The following is an 18,827-nucleotide window of genomic DNA, read 5'->3' as shown; positions in this document are numbered from 1 at the left end:
CAAATGATGAACCTATCGCCAATCGTTGCCAGCCTACTGGTCGTTATATTACCTTTCCTTGCTTTCCTGATCCAAGCGATGCTCGGCAGGAGATCACAAAAGGGAACCATCTCGCTCCTTGCGATTTTATTGAGCTGTTTGATCAGTGCGACCATAGTCTTTCCAAAAATATGGAACCAGGACACGCAGCATCAAGCCCTTACCTGGTTCAGTATTGGCACAAAAGATTTTCAGATCGGTTTCCTATTGAATAACCTGACTAGCCTGATGCAATTGATCGTTTGTTTGGTGGCTTTGCCCGTTCATATCTACTCGAGAGCCTATATGAAAGGGGATCCAGGCATACATCGGTATTGGATGTACCTCAGCCTATTCTGTTTTGCGATGCTTTTATTAACCATGGCAGACAATCTCTTGTTGATGTATATTGCCTGGGAATTGGTGGGATTTGCCTCCTATTTATTGATCGGATTCTGGTTTCATAAAGAATCGGCGGTTCAGGCCAATAAAAAAGCTTTTATCATCAATAGGATTGGGGATTTAGGTTTTCTATTGGGCATAGCCAGTTTATACAGCTTATACGGAACATTAAATCTGGTGGATTTATTTGGAGAGCATGGTTTTCTCAGTACGGTTCCTCCGGATTCAAGCGGATGGATGACCTTTGCCGGCTGTTGTTTCTTTTTAGGGGCCATGGCCAAATCGGCACAATTCCCGCTACATGTTTGGCTGCCGGACGCCATGGAAGGACCTACGGCAGTTTCTTCCCTGATCCATGCCGCTACGATGGTTGCAGCCGGGGTATTCCTGTTGAGCACGGTATTTCCTTTGTTTAATACCACTGTCTTGCTTATTATTGCCATTATTGGATGCATCACCGCATTTATAGCTGCATATTTCGCCCTAGCGCAACAGGATATCAAACGCATATTGGCTTTCTCCACCATTTCCCAATTGGGTTTCATGATGGTTGCCATTGGTATTGGGGCTTGGGATGCTGCGATGTTCCATCTCGTTACCCATGCCTTTTTCAAATGTCTATTGTTCCTAGCAGCAGGGGCTATTATCCATGAAATGGCACACCTTAAAACCAAACATCAGCTAGATTTCGATCCACAGGATATCCATAATATGGGTGGACTAAGGAAATATATGCCCAAGACTTTCATCCTTATGGCAATTGCATCGCTTGCCTTAGCCGGATTTCCTTTAACTTCTGGGTTTTTATCCAAAGATGCGATCTTAATCAATGCCCTAGAATGGGGCATGCAGCAAGGTGGTCTTTGGCTCTTGATCCCGATTACACTAATCATTGTAAGTTTTATGACCGCCTTCTATATTGGCAGGTTGATGTTCAAAGTGTTTTTTGGGAAATTGAGGATTAACGTGGAAAATCCAGGAATACATGAAGCTCCGGGACAGATGTTAGGTCCTATGGTTTTTCTAGGAATCTGTTCGCTTTTTGTGGTTTTTAGTTTAAACCCTTTATCTTACCAACAAGCTTTTGTGTTGAGGGGATTTGAATTTAATCGGGACTATACCGAACTGCATATTTTGCATACGGTGGTTCCTTTGCTGATGAGTATTGGAAGTATTTTGATCTGGATCTGGGCATACAGATGGTATGCGCAGGGAGAGGCTGGGGGGTCCTTCGACAAGCTCAGGATGACAGAGGGCAAGTCCAGGATGACATTCCCACTTCTTCAATTATCTTTAAATCAAGGCTATCTGAATGAGTTTTATCAAAAGGCTTTTGTAAACAGCACCGTGCAATTCAGTAATGGATTATATTGGTTCGACAAACACATCATCGATGGATTGGTTAACCTAGCGGGATCATTGGTTCCCGCTATTTCCCGCGTATCGGCTTGGATCGATCGTTATATCGTCGATGGATTGGTGAATACCATCGCTGGAAGCACGTATTACCTGGGGCATCTATTACGATGGGTTCAGAATGGAAGGTTACAGAACTATTTGGGTTTTGCCTTCACGGTTTTATTAATTGGAATAATTTATTTGATATTCAAATAAGATGGGACTACTTTCCTTACTTATATTTTTACCGCTACTAGCTGTTCTTGCGATCTTGGTTCTTCCAAATCGCAGCAATGGTTCGTTCAAATACATTGCATTGGCAGCGACATTGATCCAATTTGGACTGTCCGGTTATCTTTACGCCAACTTCCAACCAAGCGAAGCCGCATTCAATGCTGTTTCGGCCTACCAATACGTGGAGCAATTGCCTTGGATACGCATGCAGCTAGGCTCAATGGGTACATTGGAAATCGATTATTTCCTCGGGGTGGACGGATTTTCCCTTCCGCTATTGGTCTTGAGTGCCTTTGTCATGTTGATGGCCATAGGAGCCTCCTGGCGTATTGAAAAGAGCAAAAAAGGATACTTTGCCCTATTGATGCTGTTGAACACCGCCGTGATGGGCATCTTTTGTGCTTTGGACTTCTTCCTCTTCTATGTATTCTATGAGGTGATGCTGTTGCCTTTATATTTCCTAATAGGTATATGGGGTGGTGCAAGACGGGAATATGCTGCCATCAAATTCTTTATCTATACCTTATTTGGGTCCGTTTTTATGCTGCTGGTCATCGTAGGATTATATTTTTCGGTCCAAAACCCAAATACCGGCGCGCATACCTTCAACATGCTCTACATGATGGATCCGGCGAATTATGTCCCAGGTTCCTTCTTTGAAGGCTTAGGAAACAGCCAAGAGATCTTGGGAATCCCGGCAAGAATGGTCGGATTTATCGTCCTATTTGTGGCATTCGCTATTAAAATCCCAATTGTACCTTTACATACCTGGTTACCCGATGCACACGTGGAAGCACCAACGCCGGTTTCTATTATTTTAGCTGGTATCCTATTAAAAATTGGGGGATATGGTGTTATCCGGATCTGTTTGGGCATATTTCCAGATGCCGCCGTAGACGCGAATTGGTGGCTAGGTCTTATCGGTATTATATCCATTCTTTATGGCGCATTCAATGCTTTAGCGCAGACCGATCTGAAGCGATTGATCGCTTATTCATCGGTATCCCATATGGGGTTTGTCTTATTGGGAATCGCATCCCTTACTGCGGAAGGTATTTCCGGAGCCGTTTTCCAGATGTTGAGCCACGGCTTTCTTTCGGCCGCCCTCTTCTTCCTGGTTGGAGTTCTTTACGACCGTGTCCATGATCGTTACATCTATAATTTCAGAGGGCTTGCCTCTTTGATGCCAAAATATACGGCCTACGTGGCCATTGCATTCTTTGCCTCCCTAGGATTGCCTGGGTTCTCGGCATTTATTGGGGAAGCATTTGTCATTATCGGAACGTTTAATGCAGAAAGTCTATCAACAGGAATTCCGCGTTGGATGGCGATATTTGGTTCCCTGGGTATCCTTTTGAGTGCGGCCTATTTCTTATGGACTCTTCAACGGATGTTCTTCGGGGAGACCCGACTAAAAGGTGGGGAAACTTGGGCTAACAGCCTTACTGACCTTTCCGTACGGGAGCAGATCATTCTTTTTCCAACCTTGGCATTGGCACTGCTATTGGGGGTTATGCCATCCTTGGTGTTTGGCCTATTGAACCAATCTGTCTTGAGCCTTTTGAATTTAGTTAATCCTTATTTATAATACTGTGATGGATTTTAGCTACCAAGTATCGGAAAATATAGATCATATCATTGCTTCTCTACCTTTATTCAAGGTGGAATTGGCGCTGGCATTCGGATTTCTATTGACGATTGCGGCTACCCTATTCTTAGATAAGACCTGGAAACAAAGCTCCTTTTATATCAGCATCATTACCTGCTTAGGGGCATTCTTGATCCTTCTATCCCAATACAACCTCCAAAGTTCAGGTTTCTATCAGATGTTGATCCTGGATAAGATGAGCTTTTTCGCTCGGTCCTTTATCCTTGTCAGTCTTCTGATCGCCTGCATCTATTCCCAACAATACTTCAAGGATAAGATCTTCAATAAACGAAAAGGAGATATCTACAGCATTTTATTGGCAGCAGGCATTGGTTTACATATCCTCACTATGACCAGCAATTGGTTAATGGCTTTTATAGCTATTGAGATGGTTTCGATCTCCTCTTATGTGCTGGTCGGTTATTTCTCTGAGAACAAGAAACAGGCAGAAGCTGCGATGAAATACGCCTTGTTTGGATCAGCCTGTGCGGCGGTGATGCTGTATGGCCTTTCTTTGGTCTACGGTTTTACAGGAGATCTTGATTTTTCAAGCCAACAACACATTCAAGGATTGATCGATGCGCCAAAAGTGATGGTCAGCATCGCCTTTCTGTTTGTATTCACCGGCATCGGATTCAAACTAAGTTTTGTTCCTTTTCACCTGTGGGCACCGGATGTTTATGAAGGCTCTCCTACCCCAGTAACGGCTTTTCTGTCTACCATTCCGAAGATTGCCGCTATTGTGCTGTTTGGCCGAATTGCCAGTGCCTGGATCAGTACCCAATTCTATTTCAGCGATCTTACGTTCTTGTTCATAGCAGTGGTGGCTATGGTGACCATGCTCATCGGAAATTTAATCGCCTTAAGGCAGCAGGATGTAAAAAGGATGATGGCCTACTCGTCGATCGGGCATACCGGATTTTTGCTGATGGCCATTATCGGCTATAGCAATGGACATCAGGATATCCTGTTATTCTATATCCTGGCTTACACCCTGATGAACTTAGCGATTTTTGCATTCATCAGCATATTGGAAAAACAAGAAGGAAGCACCTTGCTTTCCTCCTATACCGGATTGGGCAAAACTTATCCCATCCTATTCACCTGTTTTTCCTTCATCGGAATTTCCTTGGTAGGATTACCTCCTACCGCTGGATTTGTAGGGAAATTATTGGTGTTCAGCAGTATTTTCGAGTTGTACCAATCCTCCGAAGATTCCATCTTTTTAGCTCTATTGATCATCGGAGCCCTAACCTCGGTCATCTCCTTGTTCTATTACTTCAAGATCCCTTTATACGCGTTCTTAAGAAACTCCGCGTCATGGCAAGGAACACCCGCGTCATCGGAAGAAACCCCCGTGGCATCAGAAGAAATACCCGCGTCATTGCGAGGAGGTACGACGAAGCAATCTTCCCTTTCTTCCCCTTCTTCCCCTTCAACCGCTCCTTCCCCCTTCAATATCCTCTACCTTATCGGTATCCTACTCACCATCTTGGTCCTTTTATTAGGAATTTTCCCATCTCTTGCGCTAAATATCTTTAGCATCAACAGCTAAATGTTATATTTGTGTATGATTAGTGGAACAGCAAATAAAATCTTTCAGCAAGTAATTCAAGATTACCATGTACATGATCAGATCGACCATCCGATCAGCAATCCCTACGATAGCCAAACACTTGAGCACCTGCTTTATCTGAAATGCTGGATCGACACTGCGCAATGGCATATGGAAGATGTCGTTCGCAATCCAGATATCGATCCTCGCGAAGGATTGTATTGGAAGCGCCGCATTGACCGCCAAAATCAAGAAAGAACAGATACCGTCGAATACATCGACAGCTATTATTTGTCAAAGTTCAAAGATATCCAGCCATTAACAGACGCCAAGATCAATTCTGAAAGTCCGGCATGGGCAATAGATCGATTATCCATCCTCGCACTGAAAATATTCCACATGGAACAGGAAACCCTAAGAACAGATGTTTCCAATGCCCATATTCAAGCTTGTACAGAAAAACTTAACGTGCTATTGGAGCAGCGTAAAGATCTTTCCCAAAGCATCGATGAATTATTAAGCGACATTGAAAGCGGAAAAAAATACATGAAAGTCTATAAACAGATGAAAATGTACAATGATCCGAATCTTAATCCTGTTTTATACGGCACCCAAAAATAATCAAGCATGAAACGCGTCCTGGTGATGAGGTTTTCGGCAATGGGCGATGTCGCCATGGTTGCCTCTGTTTTGAAGGAATTTCAACAACAGCATCAGGATACGGAAATCATCATGGTATCCAGACCATTGTTCTCTGCCTTCTTTCAGGAAATCCCGCGCTTAACCTTTCATGCCATCCAACCGAAGGGCAGGCATAAAGGAGTCTTTGGGCTGTTGAGCCTTTTCAATGAATTGAAGAGTTACAAACCTTATGCAGTAGCCGATTTACATAATAACATCCGATCCAGGTTTTTGGATATGCTGTTTAAAGGAATCGGAAAACGGGTTGCCATTTTGGATAAAGGCAGGGCTGAAAAAAAAGCACTGACCCGTCCTGAAAACAAAATCAAAAAACAACTCCAACTCACTACAGAGCGCTATGCCGATGTCTTCCGAAACATTGGATTTCCGATATCGCTCAGCCATCAATTGGAAAAAGATTTTCGACTCATTCCTCCCGGCATGATGCCTATCCTGGCCGGAACCAAGAAAAAAATAGGCATATCCCCATTTGCCCAACACAGTTACAAGGTATTTCCTTTGGAAAAAATGGAAATAGTCGTGCAGCAACTGGCGGAAAAAGGCTATGAAGTCCTTTTATTCGGCGGAGGAGCAGAAGAACAGAAGATTACCGAAGCCTGGGCAAACAAATACCCAGGAGTACATTCTCTGGTCGGAAAATACAAACTGCAGCAAGAATTGGATATCATCTCCCACTTAGACCTCATGGTCAGTATGGATAGTTCGGGAATGCATATGGCATCCCTTGTTGGCACCCGCTGCATTTCTATTTGGGGAGCTACGCATCCTTTTGCAGGTTTTTTAGGCTTTGGGCAAACCATGGATGATTGTGTCCAAGTCGAACATCCCAACCGCCCAAGTTCTGTTTATGGCAATAAACCCTGCCCCTGCGATGGTATGGAAGCGATCGATTTAATTAGTCCAGAAATGCTATTGGAAAAAATAATATCTTTATAGCGCAATAGGGATTAATAAAGCTTATCAATCGGGATTAATGAAGCTTATCATAGGCTATGATGCCAAACGATATTTTTTGAACAGAACAGGTCTTGGAAATTACAGCCGAGATCTGATCCGTATTTTGGAAGACCATTATCCTGAAAATCGCTATATCAAATACAGCCCAAAGTTCGAAGGGTTCTGGTTCGGTTCTGAAGACTTTAACCAGACCAATAAACTACCCCAAGGATTTATCAACAATCTTTTTCCCAGCCTTTGGCGAAATAGACGCATTGTGGAAGATCTGAAACGCGACCAGGTCCAAGTATATCATGGTCTATCCGGAGAGATTCCTATTGGCCTCAAAGAAGCCAAGATCAAATCCGTAGTCACCATCCACGACCTGATCTTCCTTCGGTATCCCGAGCTTTATAAGCCATTGGATCGATGGATCTACCATCGTAAAGCGAAATATGCGATCGAACATGCAGACCGCATCATTGCTATCAGCGAACAGACCAAAAGAGATATCCTGCAATTCTACCAAGTCGATGAACAGAAGATCGAAGTGATCTATCAGGTCTGTCATCCGGCATTCAAGGAAACTATATCCGAGGATATTCAGAATAGGCTACGCCAAGAAAACAATTTACCTGAACGGTTTATCCTGAATGTGGGATCTATTGAGCCCCGTAAGAATGCCTTTCAGATCGTAAAAGCCATAGAGAATACGGGTATTCCGCTTCTCATTCTTGGCAAGGAAACTCCTTATGCTGATGAAATAAAAGCCTATATCAAAGAGAAGGGCATGGAAAAACAGGTCATTTTTCTAAAAGGTTTCACAATGGAAGAGCTGGCAGCGATTTACAGTATGGCAAGTATTTTTGTCTATCCATCCAAGTTCGAAGGATTTGGCATCCCCATTATTGAGGCGCTATATACCGGAACCCCAGTGATAACTAACCGATCCGGTGTATTCCCTGAAGCAGCTGGACCAGATTCCCTGTACATCAATCCGGAGAACATCCAAGAAATGAAGGAAAAAATAGTTGGTTTATGGAACAACCCTGAAAAAAGGCAAGAAATGAGCGAAAAAGGAAAACGCTATGTCCAACGCTTCAATGATGAAAAAATAGCAGCCCAAATCATGAACTGCTATAACACGCTTTAACTATCTTCTTTTACAACGGTAATCCGTTTCTGCAATTTCTTCCAATGGTTTTTACGATCTCTATAGATCAATAATTTTCCCAATTTGTATTTGAACTGCATGAGGCCTTTATAATCAGGCTCCACCACGCGATAGGCTACGGAAGGATTTTCCTTAATTTCATCTTGTATGGCGCGGGTATAAACAGATGGACCAGTCGTTTTATGCACATCATGCGGATAGGTTTTCTGTTCGATGTTCTCCACGGCATAATCCAAGGTCCTTTTCAGGAAGGGATGTCCCTTATCAAAGACCAATGCCCATTGGGCAAAGTATTCTGGATGGTTTTTCTCCGGACTGATTACCGCGACATCGCTCGCTTGAAGATGTTTGTTTAAAGACACCAATAAATCAGAATCCAGATCCAGATAAACTCCACCATTTATATACAATACCGCATAGCGAAAGAAATCGGCTTTGGCAGCCCCTATCTGCAGTCGGCTATAAGCCTTATACACCCTTTCTTCAAAATTCTCCTGGATAAACCGATCAACCGCTGCATCATCAAAAAACACATAAGCGTAGTCTGGATTCTTCTGCCTGAAAATCCAGATGTAGAATTTGGTCAACCAAGGAATATCCTTGCTTTTGAACGTTTGGTATATGGTTTTTGGAATTGCCATCAGAATATTTTTAACAAAGGTTTGTGCTTCAAAGATAATAAAATCTGAGCTCCCTTTAGGTTTTTTGATGGTCCTTAACCACCATATCCATAAAGTCTTCCCACTGCGCGATTACAAGGGAGTCCTTATACGCTTTCATCTGCTCATGAGCCTCTTTTCCTAACCTATCACGAAGCTGCCTATCCCCCATCAACATACCTAAATAAGCTTTGAATTCCTGCCCATCTGCTGCTAGAAAACCCGATTTTTCATGCTGAATTAATTCGTTCACACCAGAGCAGTCTTTTAAGCCGATAGCAGGTAATCCAACAGTCATTGCCTCGCCAAGCGCTAAGCCAAAGCCTTCGTATTTACTCGGAAAAACAAAAATATCCGCCTCTTGAAGCTTTTCCATAGGTTTGTCGGTAAATCCTGCCAAAAACACCCTATCCTTTAATTTCAAGGAAGCTATCCTTTCCTCCAAATATGCTTTATCTACACCCTCTCCCCATAACCATAAATCCCAGTTCGGGAATTGTTCAGCCAATTCCGAAAATGCTTGGATAGCCAATTCCTGTTGTTTTCCGGCATTGATCAAGGATCCGATATGGACGATCCTATAGCGCTCTTTGGTCTTAAGATGGTCAACGATTTCCAGGTCATCCATCTGTGGAATGGGATTTGGAATCGCTCTCGCCAACCCTTTAAAATTATCCGGCAGGAAAGCTTTATAATTATCAAAAAACACCTGAACCGCATCCAGTTTTGAATAACTTTCCTTCAGGAGCTTCATCTCCTGTTCGCTTCGGTACCATAAAATATCGGTATAATCATAATCTGGCCTTCCATGTACGGTATTGATGATCGGAAATGCTACAGCATCCGAATATGTTATCTCCAATAAAGTAGCAATGGACATGCTGAGGATAATATCGGGCTTTTCTTGTTCGAAAAAGGGTTTCCATACCTTAGATCTGCTCTGCAGGTTATGCAAAAACACCTCATCCCTATTTTTCAACCCGCGCTTGCGCATTAGAGAAGCATTTCGCCATTTTTGGCCCTTCTTCTTCGCCTTAAAATAAATCCAACGGAAAGGATTTCGGCCTTTATAAGTATAAGGTTGTTCCAGTTCAATGGTATCCATACCTTCATGAAAAAGATTGACAAGCCTAACTTTCTGATCCAAAGAGAAAATAGGTTTTCCATCCTTTGGATCATTCGTGGCAATAACGACCTCATGTCCTAGTTTCGAGAAACTATTCGCATAAAAGCTGGCCATCTTTTCAGTTCCACCCTGACTGTTCAAAAAGCCTTGGTTTTGTAGGATCAGAATTTTCATCAATCGTATTTCTTCTTCATCTTAGCCCGAAAACTTTTCTTCCATTTTCGGCTGGGTAACAGTTTACTGACTAAATATAAAGCTTTTACTTTAGCTCTGTTCTTTAATTTTCTTGCTTGATACCAAGCATCAAATTCTTCTGCTGATCGCGCTTGTAAAAAACCGATAAATGCTGCTGAAAGTACGTTCCTATCTCTGTCTGTTAGTCTTGGGAGCACTTTACTATCCATAAAGTCCCGGATCGTTTGGAAAAGATGCTGTTTTTGTTCTTGCTGAAAGGGCATGGCCATATATCTGAACTCAAATGGCTCATGTTCGATAAATCGAGCCAGATGAAGGGCTTTTTTATCCCAAAGATTATAGCGTTCATAAAATTCCTCCAATTCCTTCAACCAGATGGGGATTACTTGGAGGACTTTATCAGTCTGTTTTTTTATTTGAGAAGTATTCTGGCCTTCATGCTCCCGGTAAAAATAGGTCGTGTTCAGGTTTATCCCTATTTTATCGGTCAATGCCAATAGTTCATGAGAGAACACACCATCCTCCCCTGGCTGAATACCTTTTAGAAATTGAACATCCGGATGCAGGTCTAAAAAGGATTTTTTCATAAAAAGTGCACAGGTTTGAAGAGCCATTACCTGAGGAAATCTATCCAAAAAATAAGCTCCACAAACTAGCAGATCGAACTTCTTTTCAGTAGCCATTGCATAGCTGGACGACAAAAACCCTTGACCAAGGATATCATCTGAATCCAGAAAATAGAGATATTCCCCTTTCGCCATAGCCATTCCTTTATTCCTGGCAACAGAAACCCCTTGGTTTTCCTGTTCCATATAAATTACTCTACGGTCTTTTGCTTGGTACTCTTTGGCTACAACTGCAGATTGATCAGTACTTCCATCATTGACGATAATGATTTCGATTTCGGTCAGGTCCTGTGCTAGAACGCTTTCAACAGCTTCCCCCAAAAATTTTTGTCGGTTAAAAACCGGTATAACAACAGAAACTTTGATATTCTTATAGTTCTCCTTCATGCAATTCCCTTCTAAAAAGCGTCTTCAATTTTTTCGGTATCTACTTTAATTTTGGCAAACTTAAATTGACCAACCTTTGAGCCTAAAATCAATCCAAATTCTATATGATGGTTATTTTTATCCATGGCAAAAATTGTAGAACGGTAGGCTCTCTCCTTCACGATAGGCGCGCCTTCAACCAAAAAATTAATTCCATCTTTGGAATATGCCAAGTATAAAAGATCCGAAGTGTATTTTTTGACATCCCCCACTGCCAATAACATAAAATAATACCCATCCTGATAAGTAACGTCCAAATGCCATACCGAATTGTTGGGATTTAATGTTAGCCATGGCTCATTCAAGAAGTTTACAGCCTTACTAGCCCTGTAGTTACTGAAATCCAATCCATTTAATGAGGATCTGTTGATTACCAATGTCAAATCATCAGATTTAAATCTATTCTGTGTTTTGTTGAACTCTACTTCATAGCTTTTAATATTTCCATCGACGTCTACAAAGGAAGGCGAAAGAATGTGATTATCTTTAGAAGTAGCAGGTGCATTGCTCGTATAAATAACTTCTAAAGGTTCCCAATTAATCCCATCCACTGAGGTTTGCCTCACAATAGTTCGAAGCGCATTCTCCATTAATTTATGGCGATTATTTTGGTTATTTACCCCTCTTTTTTTCAAGGCTGTAGCTTTGATAAAACTTCCCCTGTAATAAAGTTCGAAACGGTTGTTCCTAAACATCCAATCGACATCCGACCAGAACCCCTGCACCAATTCCCCTTTTTTCTCCAAAAAGCTCTCTTTAAAGGATGCTGTTTTTTGGATAGGATTGGAAATTCCTTCCGGCTCTACCCAATTGATACCATCATTGGAAACTACCACAGTCGGGTTTTCATAGCGCCTGGCATAGAAATCATAGCCCACACTTCCAAAATAGGGTGTGAAAACCATCCAAAATTTATAGCCTCGAAATCCGTTTGGAAAATATTGAACATCGGGATGGCAATAACCATCTTGAAAAAAGCCCAGATCCCTTAAAAATTGGCTAGTATGCAAGCCTGGATAATTTCCATTGGCAATCGTCTGGATTTGAACCAGGATAGGTTGAACTAAAAAATCATCTTTAAGGGAATTCACTTTTCTAAATCCAGCCTTCTTCTCTTCCAAAGGCTCCAATTCTTCCAAAGTTTGCTTACATCCGCTCCATAAGAAAACTATAGATGCCAAAAGGATAAAATGCTTCCAATACATTGGTTTGTAAATAATTATTGTCAGTTTTTCGATGGAACGAAAAATCCGTGGGCAAAGCTACTGAGTATTTATCAAAATTTGTATTTATCATTTCTTTTTACAGACAATCTTTAACAATTTCCTAATCTTAAAAGCGTTTATAATAATTATATTGTATGCTTTAACAACAGAAAAGAGGATATGAAAAAAGTATATTTAGTGCGTCATGCCAAAGCAGAGGAACATGGATTTGCCAAGAGTGACTTTTATAGGGATCTACAGGATAAAGGTAGAGAGCGTGCGAACAGGATTGCACAAGAATTGGCGGACAAGCTAACGGTTGACGAAAATACCTTGGTCATTTCTTCTGCAGCCAATAGAGCATTTCAAACGGCAGAGATTTTCTGCCCGATCATTGGTTATCCCATTCAGGATATCCAAACTACGGAGAAGATCTACGAGGCGCATTTAATGGAAATACTTCAAGTGATCAATGATGTCGATGATCAATACGATCAGGTATTGGTATTCGGTCATAACCCAGGCTTATCCAACCTATGCAATTACCTGAGCCATTCGGAGGTCGAATTGGCAACTTCCAATGTCGCTGTTCTCCAACTGGAGGAAGGAATCAACTTCTCCATGCTTGCTGGCGGCACCGCATCGCTCATCGAATTTTTAAAGTAAAATTTTTACCTTAGTAAGGTATGGGAAACAAATTACAGGCAGAACACTCCCCTTATTTAAAACAACATGCACATAATCCGGTGCATTGGTATCCTTGGGGAGAAGAAGCGCTCCAAAAGGCAAAATCAGAAAACAAGTTGATCATCGTGAGCATAGGCTATTCCGCCTGCCACTGGTGTCATGTGATGGAACGGGAAAGTTTCGAGAATGAAGCGATCGCTGAGACCATGAACAAGTTCTTTGTCTCCATAAAGATTGATAGAGAAGAAAGACCAGATATCGACCAGATCTATATGATCGCGGTTCAGTTGATGACCAATGCCGGTGGATGGCCGTTGAACTGCATCTGTCTACCCGACGGTAGACCAATCTACGGAGGGACCTATTTTAAACCTCATGATTGGCAACAGGTCTTGCTTCAGATTGCCCAGATGTGGGAAGAAAAACCAGAGGTAGCCTTGGATTATGCGAACCGATTGACGGAAGGCATTCAAAATGCTGAAAAGCTTCCTATACAGGAAATTCCAGAACAATATACATTCGAAGATATCAAACAGGTGGTCGAACCTTGGAAAAACCATTTTGATGATCAAGACGGCGGTTATCGAAGGGCGCCAAAATTCCCTTTGCCCAATAACTGGTTGTTCTTTTTGCGTTATGGGCATTTGGCAAAGGACCAAGCTGTTTTGGATCACGTGCATTTTACGCTTAAAAAGATGGCCAATGGCGGGATCTACGATCAGATAGCAGGTGGTTTTGCCCGTTATTCCGTGGATGGACAATGGCATGTACCCCATTTCGAGAAAATGCTATATGACAATGCCCAGCTGATCAGCCTTTACAGTGAGGCTTACCAGGAAAGGCCCATGCCGCTCTATAAAACCTTGGTCGAAGAGACCATCAATTGGGCGGTGAGGGAAATGCTGGATGCCAACGGCGGATTCTACAGTGCCCTGGATGCGGATAGCGAAGGGGTGGAAGGTAAATTCTATACCTTTGATTACGATGAATTTGATATCCTAGGTGCCGATGCGGAGTTGGCAAGACAATATTACAATATCGTTAAAAGTGGGAATTGGACGGAAGAACAGACCAATATCCCATTTGTAAGACCAGATGATGAGGATCTTATCCGTGAAGTAGGATTTGAGACCGCACAATGGGATGAATACTTGGGCGAGCTCAAGAAAAAACTGCTGGAATATCGGAGCAATCGGGTCAGACCTGGTTTGGACCACAAGCAATTGACTACTTGGAATGCCCTGATGTTAAAAGGACTTTTAGATGCCTACCGTGTATTTAATAAGGAAAAATATTTAAGCCTAGCCTTGGATACCGCCAAATTCCTGGAGCAATATGCCATGCATGATGGCGAAATGCTTCATCAGCCAGCCGATCAGAACAGGGCAATCCCAGGATTTCTGGACGATTATGCCTTTACGATAGAGGCTTTCATAGCGCTATATGAAACCACCTTTGAGGAAGAATGGTTAGAAAAAGCAAAAAACCTCATGGATAAGGCCATATCTTTCTTCTTCGATGCCAGTCAGGGAACTTTTTACTATACCGGCAACCAAGCAGAAGAATTGATTGCCCGTAAAAGCGAGATCATGGACAATGTTATTCCTGCCTCTACTTCAACGATCGTTCGCCAACTGTTCAAATTGGCACTTTTATTTAATAATAATGTTTACCAAAGCATCGCGGAACAGGTATTTGCGAATGTCTATCCACATATTAAATCTTATGGATCGGCCTATTCCAATTGGGCGATCCAGTTATTGGAACTGCACTATGGTGTCTGGGAAGTGGCACTGACCGGATCGGACGCCCTCGAATGGCGGAAAGAACTCGACGAGCATTATATTCCGAATAAAATTACCCTTGGGGGAACAAAAAGTAAACTTCCTTTGTTAGAGCATAAAGAAGGTTTGGATTCAAAAGCCTACCTTTGTCAACGAAAAACTTGCAGTCTACCTCAATCGTCGATTGCAGATATCATAGAACTTATAAATAATAAACAGGGATAAGATCCCATAAATCAATTAGAATGGCAGTAGAAAACAACAACGTAGTTACGTTAAACTATGTTCTTCATACAATTGAAGAGAATGGTGAAAAAACATTTGTGGAGCAGACAACCACGGAAAACCCGTTAACTTTCTTATATGGTGTTGGTATGATGCTTCCAAAATTTGAAGAGAATATTGCCGGATTGAACGCAGGTGATAAATTATCCTTCGAATTAGAAGCAGCAGATGCATACGGTGAGCGTGATGATCGTGCAATGGCACAATTACCAGCAGATATGTTCCAAGAAATCGGTCTTCCTCCAGTTGGAGAGGTTATTCCTTTGCAGGACAACCAAGGAAATCAATTCCGTGCAGTAGTGGTAGAAGTTACTCCTGAAGCTGTAGTTGCAGATTTGAACCACCCAATGGCTGGAAAAAAATTGAATTTTGACATTGAAATCCTGGATACCAGAGAAGCTACTCCAGAGGAATTATCCCACGGACATGCACATGGTGCTGACGGAACTGAAGGTCACGAATAAAAATTAGATTTTAATCTAAAAGCTATATAAAACGGTTGTAAGGCAAATGCTTTACAACCGTTTTTTTTCGATTTAAAGACTTAGTGCAAGTGAGGTCTAAGTGTAGTGTAAGTGAGTTGTAAGTGCTAAAAGGTACTTACAACTCACTTACACTACACTTACATTATGCTTACACCTAGAAGCATTTGCGTTTTATCTTTCTGTATCCGCTTCTACTTTTTTTTAATATTTTTAAAGAACCAAATTTAAATCCATGAGAAACCACCGATACCTTATGTTATTCCTTTTATTTTTTCCAGCGTTTTTGTTTGCCCAACATAAAGGAACTCGAGTGGATAAAAAAGACCTTCCCAATGTGATCTTGATCTTCATGGATGATATGGGCTACGGCGACCTGGGCGTAACGGGAGCATTGGATTACCAAACCCCCATATTGGATCAGATGGCCAATCATGGCATTCGTTTCACGAATTTCCTGGTTCCTCAAGCGGTATGTTCGGCTTCTCGCGCTGCTTTATTGACCGGCAATTATCCAAATCGGATGGGAGTGCATGGGGCGTATATGCCCAATGCGAAAGCAGGTTTGAAATCCTCAGAAATAACCATCGCTGAAATGCTCAAGAGCAAAGGCTATCATACGTATATGGTCGGTAAATGGCATCTTGGTAATGAACCAGAATTCCTTCCTACAAAACAAGGATTCGATGGATATGTGGGTCTACCCTATTCTAATGATATGTGGCCGGTGGAATTTGATGGTTCCCCAGCCAAAAAAGGCGGTCGAGTTGCGCATTATCCGAAATTACCACTTCTACAGAGTAAGGTTGGTCAGGAAATTCCGGATACCATCGGCATCATCAAGGATTTAAAAGATCAGGCAACCCTTACCCAACGGTATACCAAGGAAGCGGTTGATTACATCAAAAAGCATAAAAAGGATCGTTTTTTCTTATATCTAGCGCATAATATGACCCATGCGCCGATTGCTACTTCAGAAAAATTTATAGGTAAGACAAAACAGGGACTGTATGGAGATGTGATGGCGGAAATTGATTGGTCGATGGGTACTATCCTACAAGCATTGAAGGATGCCAAGATCGAGGACAATACCATCGTGATATTTACCAGTGATAATGGTCCTTGGTTGAATTTTGGAAATCAAAATGGTTCTTCCGGTGGATTCCGGGAGGGAAAAGGTACGAGCTGGGAAGGTGGACAACGAGTGCCATGTATAATCCAATGGCCAAAGATAATCAAGCAAGGAAGGATTGAGAATAACCTCAGCAGCAGTATGGATATCTTTGCCACTTTAGCGGATATTGTAAATTATCAAGAACATCCTTTTCAGATAGATGGACTCAGCTTTTTGCCCAATCTGAAAGATGCGGAGGCCAAACCCCATCGGGATAGGATGTATTATTATTACAACAAGAATGATCTGGAGGCTGTCCGGTTGGAGAATTGGAAGTTGGTATTCCCGCATCGCTATCGCTCTTACGAGGATATCTTGCCGGGGAATGATGGAAATGGCGGAAAATACAATAGTAAAACGGTGGATAGTTTAATGCTTTTCGATTTGCGTAGGGATCCAGCAGAAAGGTATAATGTGATCGAGCAACATCCTGATGTAAAAGAAAAATTGTTACAGATGGCAGAAGAGGCTAGAGCTGATCTGGGTGATAATTTAACCAACAGAAAGGGAGCGAATAGAAGAGATTAAAATTGTGCTTTAACAATTTGATAATAGTGCATTTGTAATCAGCTAATCGATTTTTCTTAGCATTGAATAAGATTTATTTAGGTCGAATCAGAAAAAATCGCACTAATATTAGCTTCATTTATGATGAAAACAAATTCATTTTATTCTTGCCATAAAAATCCTCAATCTAAAGTTTCTAAGGTTCTTTATACTTCGATATTTTTAATATTCTTTACTTTTTTTGGTTTACCACAGCTAACTTTTGCAAATGAACAAGACTCATTAAAGAACTGGACTTACATATGCCATTCAAAAAATTTGCTTTTTAATTCTATAGACACTATTTATCAATTCGATTCTTATGTAATCAGGTTTCCTAATAAGACTATATTCCAGCAAGATGTAACTGTAGCTGAAGAATTAGATATCATTAAGGATACCATTTTTCAAAAATTATGGAGAATTGAAGTCATTGACACCGCAAAAAATAGCTTGTATGTTTATACCGCTGATTTAATCAACCCAAAACTATCAGAAAAAAAAGCTTTAGACTACTCAAAATTGGTTGATTTTAATATTTTCCAATTGAAAAATTTACCAGAAAAAATCAAGTCAAAAAATCTCAAGTTGGGATTTATCAAAGAAAAGATTTATAACGACAAAAAATGTATAGAAATCCAATTTAAATCCCAAGAGGAAATCTATAATTTAGTTATAGATCCATCTATTCAAACTCCATTTAACCTTGAATTTGATTTGGATGAAAAGAACGAAATTCAGGGAGCATTGGTTGAAATAAAATTTAGTGAAGAAAATAAAGAAAAATTTGTCAATAATTTTTTTTACAAAAACAGCATTTCTATGGAAAAGACTTTATTTATCAAAAAATTATTAAAGTTAATTTAGTTATAGCTTCGTAGCTCTAAGCATTTCTCTTTTGCCGGGGGCACCTGCTGCCTTTTCTATACTGAACCCTAAAGCTTTCATGGCTCTTTTTAGATTTCCGGTAATGGCGTAAGTTACAAAGACACCACCTGGGTTCAGGAACTGAACCACATGAGACAATGTTTCCGCGGTCCACATCTCCGGCTGATGGATTTCGGCAAAAGCATCGAAATAAATCACATCAAACTTTTGATCGGTCTGAAAATCCATCACTTTTTGAACCGCAATTTTTAGAAGAATATGTTCGGTAATTGGCGTTTTACCCTGTTGCGCAGTTTCGTATTCTTGGGTAAACGCAGTCCAAAGTTCATTTGCTATATAACTATCATAACCGGACTGAATCAAGAGATCCTTTTCCAAGGGATAGGCCTCAATACCCACATAATCCAAGCCCACCTTATTTTTCATCGCCCAATTCGCACTAAGCAAAAAATTCAAACCTGTTCCAAATCCGATCTCCAGAATGGCAGCAGCCTGTTTATTTTCCTTTTCCAACCAATATTGAAGGCCGGTCTTTAAGAAAACATGGATGCTTTCCTGATAGGCACCATGCTTGGAATGGTAGTGCTCGCCCACTTCTGCATGATATAATGTTTTGGATCCATCGCCGGTATTTACAAATTCCATGTTGCTTATTTTTTGCAAATCTACAAGATTCT

Annotated in this window: 16 protein-coding genes; 11 read left to right on the top strand and 5 right to left on the bottom strand. The window is 41.3% G+C overall.

Annotated elements, in window-relative coordinates; genetic code table 11:
* The first annotated feature begins 3 nt into the window (after positions 1-3).
* Genes nuoL through VJ786_RS08550 form a run of 6 tightly spaced genes read left to right on the top strand, consistent with a single transcriptional unit; the run spans position 4 to position 8,046 of the window.
* Positions 4-2,034 carry an NADH-quinone oxidoreductase subunit L gene (gene nuoL / locus VJ786_RS08575; RefSeq protein ID WP_257213694.1) on the top strand — a complete coding sequence of 677 codons (2,031 nt, stop codon included), beginning with the start codon at positions 4-6 and terminating at the stop codon, positions 2,032-2,034.
* A 1-nt stretch (position 2,035) separates the two neighbouring features.
* A complete protein-coding gene (locus VJ786_RS08570) occupies positions 2,036-3,640 on the top strand; it encodes a complex I subunit 4 family protein (protein ID WP_099365826.1) in 1,605 nt (534 codons plus the stop codon).
* A gap of 7 nt (positions 3,641-3,647) precedes the next feature.
* Positions 3,648-5,255 carry an NADH-quinone oxidoreductase subunit N gene (locus VJ786_RS08565; RefSeq protein WP_336557627.1) on the top strand — a complete coding sequence of 536 codons (1,608 nt, stop codon included), beginning with the start codon at positions 3,648-3,650 and terminating at the stop codon, positions 5,253-5,255.
* Between the two features lie 15 nt (positions 5,256-5,270).
* Positions 5,271-5,876 (top strand): DUF4254 domain-containing protein, encoded by a 606-nt coding sequence (locus VJ786_RS08560; RefSeq protein WP_099365828.1) that lies wholly within the window; start codon positions 5,271-5,273, stop codon positions 5,874-5,876.
* Positions 5,877-5,882: 6 nt separating this feature from the next.
* Entirely contained in the window at positions 5,883-6,893 is a 1,011-nt protein-coding gene (locus tag VJ786_RS08555; RefSeq protein WP_099365829.1) for a glycosyltransferase family 9 protein, read from the top strand.
* Positions 6,894-6,930: 37 nt separating this feature from the next.
* Positions 6,931-8,046 carry a glycosyltransferase family 4 protein gene (locus VJ786_RS08550; RefSeq protein ID WP_099365830.1) on the top strand — a complete coding sequence of 372 codons (1,116 nt, stop codon included), beginning with the start codon at positions 6,931-6,933 and terminating at the stop codon, positions 8,044-8,046.
* On the opposite strand, the gene VJ786_RS08545 is transcribed toward VJ786_RS08550, so the two are convergent.
* From VJ786_RS08545 to VJ786_RS08530, 4 genes are read right to left on the bottom strand one after another with little or no spacing between them, the layout of a single operon-like run.
* Positions 8,043-8,708 (bottom strand): glycosyltransferase family 32 protein, encoded by a 666-nt coding sequence (locus tag VJ786_RS08545; protein WP_099365831.1) that lies wholly within the window; start codon positions 8,706-8,708, stop codon positions 8,043-8,045. The genes VJ786_RS08550 and VJ786_RS08545 overlap by 4 nt on opposite strands.
* A 55-nt stretch (positions 8,709-8,763) precedes the next feature.
* A complete protein-coding gene (locus tag VJ786_RS08540; RefSeq protein ID WP_099365832.1) occupies positions 8,764-10,026 on the bottom strand; it encodes a glycosyltransferase in 1,263 nt (420 codons plus the stop codon).
* Positions 10,026-11,060, bottom strand: coding sequence for a glycosyltransferase family 2 protein (locus tag VJ786_RS08535; RefSeq protein WP_336557625.1), 1,035 nt, complete (start codon positions 11,058-11,060; stop codon positions 10,026-10,028). The genes VJ786_RS08540 and VJ786_RS08535 overlap by 1 nt, the downstream gene beginning before the upstream one ends.
* An 11-nt stretch (positions 11,061-11,071) precedes the next feature.
* A complete protein-coding gene (locus tag VJ786_RS08530; RefSeq protein ID WP_099365834.1) occupies positions 11,072-12,304 on the bottom strand; it encodes a hypothetical protein in 1,233 nt (410 codons plus the stop codon).
* A gap of 180 nt (positions 12,305-12,484) precedes the next feature.
* On the opposite strand from VJ786_RS08530, the gene VJ786_RS08525 reads away from it, so the two are divergent.
* From VJ786_RS08525 to VJ786_RS08505, 5 genes are all read left to right on the top strand, one after another.
* Positions 12,485-12,970, top strand: coding sequence for a SixA phosphatase family protein (locus tag VJ786_RS08525; RefSeq protein ID WP_336557624.1), 486 nt, complete (start codon positions 12,485-12,487; stop codon positions 12,968-12,970).
* 20 nt (positions 12,971-12,990) lie between these two features.
* Entirely contained in the window at positions 12,991-15,000 is a 2,010-nt protein-coding gene (locus VJ786_RS08520; protein ID WP_099365836.1) for a thioredoxin domain-containing protein, read from the top strand.
* Positions 15,001-15,020: 20 nt separating this feature from the next.
* Positions 15,021-15,524 (top strand): FKBP-type peptidyl-prolyl cis-trans isomerase, encoded by a 504-nt coding sequence (locus VJ786_RS08515; protein WP_099365837.1) that lies wholly within the window; start codon positions 15,021-15,023, stop codon positions 15,522-15,524.
* A 253-nt stretch (positions 15,525-15,777) separates the two neighbouring features.
* Positions 15,778-17,244 carry a sulfatase family protein gene (locus tag VJ786_RS08510; protein ID WP_218962188.1) on the top strand — a complete coding sequence of 489 codons (1,467 nt, stop codon included), beginning with the start codon at positions 15,778-15,780 and terminating at the stop codon, positions 17,242-17,244.
* Between the two features lie 120 nt (positions 17,245-17,364).
* Entirely contained in the window at positions 17,365-18,129 is a 765-nt protein-coding gene (locus VJ786_RS08505) for a hypothetical protein (protein ID WP_144038105.1), read from the top strand.
* Here the strand turns inward: VJ786_RS08505 and mnmC2 are convergent, their stop codons facing one another.
* The gene (mnmC2, locus tag VJ786_RS08500; RefSeq protein WP_336557622.1) at positions 18,130-18,795 is read right to left on the bottom strand and encodes a tRNA (5-methylaminomethyl-2-thiouridine)(34)-methyltransferase MnmC2; all 666 of its coding nucleotides are present in this window, start codon (positions 18,793-18,795) and stop codon (positions 18,130-18,132) included.
* Positions 18,796-18,827 lie beyond the last annotated feature (32 nt).

Origin of the sequence: Sphingobacterium tenebrionis (assembly GCF_037126265.1) — a bacterium.
Taxonomy (GTDB): Bacteria; Bacteroidota; Bacteroidia; order Sphingobacteriales; family Sphingobacteriaceae; genus Sphingobacterium; species Sphingobacterium tenebrionis.
Note: the sequence above shows the minus strand (reverse complement) of the source record. Positions and strands in the feature narration are given on the sequence as shown.

Coding starts and splice junctions, on each gene's coding strand:
- nuoL (WP_257213694.1), top strand. CDS start 4: ATGATGAACCTATCGCCAATCGTTGCCAGCCTACTGGTCGTTATATTA.
- VJ786_RS08570 (WP_099365826.1), top strand. CDS start 2,036: ATGGGACTACTTTCCTTACTTATATTTTTACCGCTACTAGCTGTTCTT.
- VJ786_RS08565 (WP_336557627.1), top strand. CDS start 3,648: ATGGATTTTAGCTACCAAGTATCGGAAAATATAGATCATATCATTGCT.
- VJ786_RS08560 (WP_099365828.1), top strand. CDS start 5,271: ATGATTAGTGGAACAGCAAATAAAATCTTTCAGCAAGTAATTCAAGAT.
- VJ786_RS08555 (WP_099365829.1), top strand. CDS start 5,883: ATGAAACGCGTCCTGGTGATGAGGTTTTCGGCAATGGGCGATGTCGCC.
- VJ786_RS08550 (WP_099365830.1), top strand. CDS start 6,931: ATGAAGCTTATCATAGGCTATGATGCCAAACGATATTTTTTGAACAGA.
- VJ786_RS08545 (WP_099365831.1), bottom strand. CDS start 8,708: ATGGCAATTCCAAAAACCATATACCAAACGTTCAAAAGCAAGGATATT.
- VJ786_RS08540 (WP_099365832.1), bottom strand. CDS start 10,026: ATGAAAATTCTGATCCTACAAAACCAAGGCTTTTTGAACAGTCAGGGT.
- VJ786_RS08535 (WP_336557625.1), bottom strand. CDS start 11,060: ATGAAGGAGAACTATAAGAATATCAAAGTTTCTGTTGTTATACCGGTT.
- VJ786_RS08530 (WP_099365834.1), bottom strand. CDS start 12,304: ATGTATTGGAAGCATTTTATCCTTTTGGCATCTATAGTTTTCTTATGG.
- VJ786_RS08525 (WP_336557624.1), top strand. CDS start 12,485: ATGAAAAAAGTATATTTAGTGCGTCATGCCAAAGCAGAGGAACATGGA.
- VJ786_RS08520 (WP_099365836.1), top strand. CDS start 12,991: ATGGGAAACAAATTACAGGCAGAACACTCCCCTTATTTAAAACAACAT.
- VJ786_RS08515 (WP_099365837.1), top strand. CDS start 15,021: ATGGCAGTAGAAAACAACAACGTAGTTACGTTAAACTATGTTCTTCAT.
- VJ786_RS08510 (WP_218962188.1), top strand. CDS start 15,778: ATGAGAAACCACCGATACCTTATGTTATTCCTTTTATTTTTTCCAGCG.
- VJ786_RS08505 (WP_144038105.1), top strand. CDS start 17,365: ATGATGAAAACAAATTCATTTTATTCTTGCCATAAAAATCCTCAATCT.
- mnmC2 (WP_336557622.1), bottom strand. CDS start 18,795: ATGGAATTTGTAAATACCGGCGATGGATCCAAAACATTATATCATGCA.